Here is a 7,081-nt window from a genome sequence, read left to right on the forward strand (position 1 = left end):
GCCGCCGCCGGCGACGCCCGCCGGCGCTGGAGCGCCGCCGCGACCCCGGAGGGCCCCGGGGCGGTCCAGGGGTGCGACCTGTTCCTCGACACCAAGCGCGTGTTGTCCTTCGCGATCGTGCACGGGTGGCTCGCGCCGAGCGCCGAGGCCCCCGGCGAGCGCGACACGCTCTCCGAGCGGGTACCGACCCCGGGCATCCCCGACGACGGCGACCGGGCCGGGACCGTCCTGGGCAAGGTACAAGGCATCTGCGACGGGCACACCGTCGCGTACCAGCTGAGCCGGCACAACGGTGACGATCCCGCCGGGCAGACCCTGGGACAGCCGACCGAGACGCTGTTCAAGGCGTTCGCCAACGGCGCGGCGGGCTGGGGCCACAAGTGCGAACCGATCGCGGCCGACGCGCAGTGGCAGTTCGGCAACTGACGACCCGGCGCCGCACAGCCGACGCCGCACAGCCGACGAACACGACGCCGAAGGGCGGGCACCCCACGGGGTACCCGCCCTTCGGCATTGCGCGTTCGGCGACCGTTCGAAGGCCACCGGCTCCGACTCGCCGATCGCGGCCGGTCACGGAACCGGACACACTCCGACTCGCCGCACCCGACCGGTCAGGAAGCCCCGGCCGGCTCCGGCTCGCGGGTCGCGGCCGGCAGCGACTGCGGCTGCTCACCCTTGGCCGGGTCCTTCGCCGGGTCCTTCTTCCCCCCGGCGCCGCCGTCCGCCGGCGGCACGTCGGCGAGGAACTTCGCCTCGACGTCCGGGTTTTCCTTCAGGTATTCCTTCACGCCCTCGACCGAGGCGTTCGGCTTGCCCTTGAGGTCCACGAAGACCTTCTTCTCGAGCGGCCCGAGCACCGAGTCGTCGAGCTTGAGGTTCTTGATCCAGGTGTTGAGCTCGGGGTAGTCGTTCGCGAAGCCCTTGCGGCCGATCGCGCTGATCCAACCCGCTTCGCCATAGGACTTCTTCGGGTCCGCGAGCGGCTTGATGTCGTACTTCGTGTACGCCCAGTGCGGACGCCACATGGTCACGACGATCGGCTTCTTGGCCGCCATCTCACGGTCCAACTCGGCGATCATCGCGGGCGTGCTGGAGGTGACGAGGTTGAAGTCGAGCCCGTACTCCGGGATCAGCTTCTTCTCGGTCAGGTCCATGATGTTGGCGCCCGGCTCGATACCGACGATCCGGTTGCCGAACTCCTTCTCGTGGCCCTTGAGATCCTCGACCGTGTTGTACGGGAGGTCCTTGGGGATCGCGAGCTGGACATCGACGTTGTGGTACCACTGCCCGATCTCTTCGAGCTTGGGGCCGTACTGGTCCATGTACTTCTTGTGCAGCGTCGGCAGCCACGCGTCCAAGAAGAGGTCGACGTCGCCCTGCGCGATGCCCTGGAACAGGGGACCCACGTCGAGCTGCTTCAACTCGACGTCGTAGCCGCGCTTCTCCAACAGCACCTTGTACATGTTGGTGACCACGACGTCCTCCTCCCAGGGGATCCAGCCGATCGTGATCTTCTTCTTGCCGCTGCCCTCGTCGCCCAGACCGAAGCCGCCCATCAGGCCCGCGACCAGCGCGACCGCGACGACACCGCTCACCGCGACGGCCGGGCGCGGACGCCAGTCGGCCAGCCACTGCGGGCTGAAGCCCTCGGCCGAGCGGTCCTTGGCGGCGCGCTTGGCCCGGGCCTCGACCCGCTGCCCCGCGGCGCCGACCGTGCGGTCGAGGTAGATCGCCAGTACGACTACCGCGACGCCGGCCTCGACGCCCAGGCCCACGTTGTTGTTCGACAGCGCGCCGAACACCTCGCTGCCCAGGCCGCCCGCGCCGACGATGCCGGCGGTGACCACCATCGACAGCGACAGCATGATGACCTGGTTGACGCCGGCCATGATGGTCGGCAGCGCGAGCGGGAGTTGGATGTCCTTGAGGATCTTCCACTCGCTCGTACCGAACGCCTGGCCGGCCTCGACCATCTCCGCGTCGACGCTGCGGATGCCCAACTCGGTCATCCGCACGCCCGGCGGGATCGCGAAGACCACGGTGGCCACGGCGCCGGGTACCGCGCCGATGCCGAAGAAGGTGATCGCCGGGATCAGGTACACGAACGCCGGCATCGTCTGCATGAAGTCGAGCACCGGCTTGACCACCGTGCCGACCGCCCGGCTGCGCGCGGTCAGGATGCCGAGCGGGATCGCGATGATCAGCGCGAGCGCCGCCGACACCAGGACGAGGGACAGCGTGGACATCGCCGGCGCCCACATGTCGAGGCCGTCGATCAGCAGGAAGCCGACCGCGGTGATCAGCGCGAACAGCAGGCCGCGTACGGCCCAGCCGATCGCCGCGAACAACACGACGACCGCCACCAGCGGCGCGCCGGTCAGCCAGTCGGCGAGATGGGTGACCGAACCGTCCACGACATCGCGAATGAAGTCGAACAGCCACGCGAAGTTGTCGCGCATGAAATCGACCAGGCTCTCGGCCCAGTCGCCCACATGGATCCTAGGCATCCGCGACCGCCTCGTCCGTGGCGGCGCCGGAAGCGGTCACGTCGGCCTTGCGCACGAGCCTCTCCCCGGCGCCCGCCGGCACCAACCTCTCCTCGGCGCCCGCGGGCACCAGCATCTTGACGCTGCCGGTGTCGGTCACGCCGAGCGTGCCGCCCGAATCACCGAAGCTGCTCTGGGAGGCGTTGCCGAGCGCGGCGAGCAGGCTCACCCGCGGGATCACCCCGACCAGTCGCATCGCCTCGTCGACGACCGCGAGCGGCAGCCTGCTCTCCGCGCACGGCGTGAACAGCTCGGCGACCGGCGTCTGTGGGGTGACCGTGACGATGTCCAGGTCGGCATCGGGAGTGACGGTCCGCTCGCCCACCCGCACGGCCTCGGTGACCGCGACGTCGGTGACGGCGCCGAGCAGGCGGCGGCCGTTCTCCCGGGTGTCCACCACGAACGCCGCGGTGGTCTGCGCCTCGCGCATCGTGCGCATCGCGACCCGCGGGCCTTCGCCGCTGGTCACGGTGGCGCGTGAGTCCTCCATGATCGAGCCGGCGGTCAGCACGCGGGTGCGGTCCACGTCGGCGGTGAAGGACGCCACGTAGTCGTTGGCGGGGTCGGTCAGGATGTCCTCGGCGGTGCCGATCTGGACGACCCGGCCGTCGCGCATCATCGCGATGCGGTCGCCCAGTCGCATGGCCTCGTTGAGGTCGTGCGTGATGAACACGATGGTCTTGTGCAGTTTCTGCTGGAGTTCCAGGAGCTGGTCCTGCATCTCGCGACGGATCAGCGGGTCGAGCGCGCTGAACGACTCGTCCATCAGCAGGATGTCGGCGTCGGTGGCGAGTGCGCGGGCGAGGCCGACGCGCTGCTGCATGCCACCGGACAACTGGCTCGGGGCCGAGTCCTCCCAGCCCTCCAGACCGACCATGGCCAGCGCCTCGCGGGCGCGCTCGTCGCGCTCCGCCGCGGGCACCCCCTGGACGGACAGACCGTAGGCGGCGTTCTCGAGCACCGTGCGGTGCGGGAACAGCGCGAAGTGTTGGAACACCATGCTGATCCGCCGGGCGCGCACGTCGCGCAGCTGCTTGGCGGGCAGCGAGGTCAGGTCGCGGTCGTCGATGTAGACGGCACCCGCGGTGGCGTCCAGCAGACCGTTGAGCATGCGCAGCAGCGTCGACTTGCCGGAGCCGGACAGGCCCATCACGACAAAGATCTCACCGGCGGCGACCTCGAAGGAGACGTCGATGACGGCAGGCGTGACGTTGTTCTTGCGAACGTCGTCACGGCTTTCGCCGGCGCGGAGCCGCTTGAGAGCGTCGTCGGCTCGTCGACCGAAAATCTTGTACAGGCCCTCGGCCCGGAGTCTGGACACATACACCTCGTCTTTCGGGCCGCGACGGGACGAAACCGACGAAGTCGATCTCGGGCCGGCACACCGCCGTGATGTGGGGGCCGGCGTCGCGGGCTGCGGGTGCGGGACACGGCCACCGCAAAAACGTCACGGCAGCGGCGCACGTCCGGGGGGAACGCCTTTCTCCGAGAGAAAGTTGTATCCCGCACTTGTTTACCGGGCGTGACTTGCCCGGGCTTTTAATCCGAGAAACCTATGGAGATTCAGGTCTCATTATGGGCGGGCATTATGCCCGATTTCCTGCATTTATCGGCCGATATGAACCCCTCGATCGGCCGTGACCCTGCAGTGATCCATACGTGACCGTATTGATGGCTTGGTCACCGTGAGTGGCTCACCGCATACAGGGGGAAACGATTCCGTTTCCGCCCACCCCTTCACAGTCGCACACGGGCGCACGCTCCGGCGCCACCCCCCGGATGGCCCAGGCGCGATCGGGGCGCACATGCCTCGTAGGAGTGACGTTCTCGCATTCCGCAGGTGACACACCGTCACTGGACGGTAACGTCCCGGCGCGACAACGCAGACGGAGATCCCCACGTTCCCCGCACCCCCCTATCGATGGAGCCTTTCGTGTCACGCTTGCTCGACGTCAGCCCCGAGGTCCGCGCCGAGATCGGAGACGACGAGGCCGCTCGCCTGGTGGCCGGGGAGACCGGCCCCCAGACCTACGCGTGCGCCTCGTGCCGCGGCGAGGGCGACACCACCGCCGTGGAGACCAGCGCGTTGCTCTACCTCGCCGAGGAAACCGCCGTGCTCGCGTTCGCGCACACGCGCTGCATCCCCTCGCAGGTGATCCCGGTCTCCGAGGCCGCGGTCGAACCGCTGCTCGCCGCACAGGCCAACCCGGCGCTCGCGGTCCAGACGGTGGTGCCCGGCGGACCCGTGCCGATCTCGATCACCGGCAGCATGGTGGTGTGCGCGGGCGTGACCTACGCGGCGCTCGTGGTCGAGCCCGGCGCGGCCGTGGCCCGGCCGGGCACGGCGGGCGCCCAGGACGAGTTCCTCTCGCTCCTGGGCGAGCGCGGCTTCGCGCCGATCGCCACCCCCGACGAGACGCTGCCGCCGCTGCTCGGCGGCTGGTCGGTCCAGATGAGTGACGGCTACCTGACCGCCGTACTGTTCCCGGGCGCGGGCGGCCGGACCGAGGCGTGGTGGCAGGCGCAGACGCCGGCCGAGGTGCCCGAGGCATGGCTGAACGCGTCTCGCACGCACGGCGTGGTGCTGCTGTTCGCCGCCCCCGTCGGCACGATCGGCATCCACACCGGCAACGACGAGTTGGCCGCCGCGCTCAACGAGGCGGGCCGGCGCAACCTGCTCGCGGCCGGGTCGGTGCCGGTCAGCGGCGTCTGAGCGGCGGCCGCGGTGGGGAGGCGGCCGACTCCGGGCCGCCTCCCCCACTCCGGGAGCGGTCGGGCGGCGTCCGATAGCGTCTGGCGGCTATGGAGCACTACGACGCGGCCTACGGCGACGACCTGGTCTCGCGGGACCGGCGGCACATCTGGCACCCGTACGCGAGCACCGACGGCACCGCCCCGCTGTTCCCGGTGGTGGGCGCCGCGGGGGTCCGGCTCACCCTCGCCGACGGGCGCGAGCTGATCGACGGGATGTCGTCGTGGTGGGCCGCGATCCACGGTTACAACCACCCGGTCCTCAACGCCGCCGCGCACGCCCAGATCGACGCGATGTCGCACGTGATGTTCGGCGGCCTGACCCACCCGCCGGCGGTCGATCTCGCGGCCAGGCTCGTCGCGATCACCCCCGAAGCACTGACCAGGGTCTTCTTCGCCGACTCGGGTTCGGTGGCGGTCGAGGTCGCGCTCAAGATGGCGCTCCAGTACCAGCGGGGCCGCGGCCACGTCGAGCGCACCCGGCTGCTGACCGTACGCGGCGGCTATCACGGCGACACGTTCGGCGCGATGGCGGTGTGCGACCCGATCGGCGGGATGCACCACCTGTTCGCCGAGGTGCTGCCGGCGCACCTGTTCGCCCCGATCCCGCCGGCGGGCTTCGACACCGCGCCGCGCGCCGAGGACACCGCGGCGATCGAGGCCCTGCTCGACGAGTACGGCTCGACCGTGGCCGCCGTGATCCTGGAACCGATCGTGCAGGGCGCGGGCGGGATGCGCTTCCACTCCCCCGCGTATCTGCGCCGGATCCGCGAACTGTGCGACCGGTACGACGTGTTGCTGATCGCCGACGAGATCGCGACCGGCTTCGGCCGGACCGGCGAGCTGTTCGCGTGCGACCACGCGGGCGTCGCGCCCGACATCATGTGCCTGGGCAAGGCGCTGACCGGCGGCTACCTGACGATGGCCGCGACGCTGTGCACCGACCGCGTGGCCGAGGTCGTTTCGGGCGGCGAGGGCGGCGCGTTCATGCACGGGCCGACCTTCATGGCCAACCCGCTCGCGGCGGCGATCGCGGGCGCGAGTGTGGACCTGCTCCTGTCCGGCCCGTGGCGCGAGCGGGTCACCGAGATCTCGGCCGGCCTCGCGACCGGACTTGCGCCCGCGCGCGAACTCCCGGGCGTAGCCGACGTCCGCGTCCTGGGCGCGATCGGCGTGATCGAGCTGACCGACCCGGTGGACATGTCCGTGGTTCAGCCGGCGTTCGTCGAACGGGGCGTGTGGATCCGGCCGTTCGGCCGGCTGGTCTACACGATGCCGCCGTACGTGATGTCCGCCGAGGACCTGGCCGCGGTCACCGCCGCGATGATCGACGTGGTCCGCGAGCACGCCGGCTGACCGCCCGGGCCGGTGTCCGGCGGGCCGCGCGCTCGGTATGTCGCGGTTGTACCCGCTCAGGCCGCAACGCCGGCGCGTCACGTTCGTTGGACGTGATGTGTTCAGCTTCGACGACTCCATCAGCAGCCGGGCCCTCGGCCATCCCGTCGTCGCCGTGGACGTCTCCGCGACGCCGATCTACGACTCCCTGGAAGCCGAGTGGCGGCGGATGTTCCGCGCGATCCCGCACGAGCGCTCGAACGAGGACTACGCGGCGATCCAACCCACCTACGGCGCCCCCCAGGCGGCCATCACCCACGCCTACGCCCAGGACCAGCCCTTCCCGAGCCTGGCCCTGCCCCTGCACACCACCGGCACCCTCCACGCCGGCGGCTACACGGCCTACGGCCGCCACCGAGGCACCTCCCTGGTCCCCGCCCACCCCCCAC

Annotated in this window: 6 protein-coding genes; 4 read left to right on the forward strand and 2 right to left on the reverse strand. The window is 70.5% G+C overall.

What is annotated here, in order from left to right; translation table 11 throughout:
* On the forward strand, positions 1-426 hold a 426-nt coding region (locus tag GT354_RS14955), incomplete at its 5' end, for a hypothetical protein (RefSeq protein WP_161356804.1).
* A 185-nt stretch (positions 427-611) separates the two neighbouring features.
* Here the strand turns inward: GT354_RS14955 and GT354_RS14960 are convergent.
* Together GT354_RS14960 and GT354_RS14970 are read right to left on the reverse strand one after the other, a co-directional pair.
* Positions 612-2,507, reverse strand: coding sequence for an ABC transporter permease/substrate binding protein (locus tag GT354_RS14960; protein ID WP_161356805.1), 1,896 nt, complete (start codon positions 2,505-2,507; stop codon positions 612-614).
* The gene (locus tag GT354_RS14970) at positions 2,500-3,867 is read right to left on the reverse strand and encodes a glycine betaine/L-proline ABC transporter ATP-binding protein (RefSeq protein ID WP_346012036.1); all 1,368 of its coding nucleotides are present in this window, start codon (positions 3,865-3,867) and stop codon (positions 2,500-2,502) included. The genes GT354_RS14960 and GT354_RS14970 overlap by 8 nt, the downstream gene beginning before the upstream one ends.
* Positions 3,868-4,479: 612 nt before the next feature.
* On the opposite strand from GT354_RS14970, the gene GT354_RS14975 reads away from it, so the two are divergent.
* From GT354_RS14975 to GT354_RS14985, 3 genes are all read left to right on the forward strand, one after another.
* On the forward strand, positions 4,480-5,259 hold the full coding sequence (locus GT354_RS14975) for a hypothetical protein (protein WP_161356807.1): 780 nt from the start codon (positions 4,480-4,482) through the stop codon (positions 5,257-5,259).
* A gap of 89 nt (positions 5,260-5,348) precedes the next feature.
* A complete protein-coding gene (bioA, locus tag GT354_RS14980; RefSeq protein WP_161356808.1) occupies positions 5,349-6,653 on the forward strand; it encodes an adenosylmethionine--8-amino-7-oxononanoate transaminase in 1,305 nt (434 codons plus the stop codon).
* Positions 6,654-6,750: 97 nt separating this feature from the next.
* On the forward strand, positions 6,751-7,081 hold a 331-nt coding region (locus tag GT354_RS14985), incomplete at its 3' end, for a hypothetical protein (RefSeq protein ID WP_161356809.1).

Source organism: Streptomyces sp. SID3343, from assembly GCF_009865215.1.
Lineage (GTDB): Bacteria > Actinomycetota > Actinomycetes > Streptomycetales > Streptomycetaceae > Embleya.

Excerpts from the sequence above, each read along its gene's own strand:
- GT354_RS14960 (WP_161356805.1), bottom strand. The coding sequence starts at position 2,507 with ATGCCTAGGATCCATGTGGGCGACTGGGCCGAGAGCCTGGTCGATTTC.
- bioA (WP_161356808.1), top strand. The coding sequence starts at position 5,349 with ATGGAGCACTACGACGCGGCCTACGGCGACGACCTGGTCTCGCGGGAC.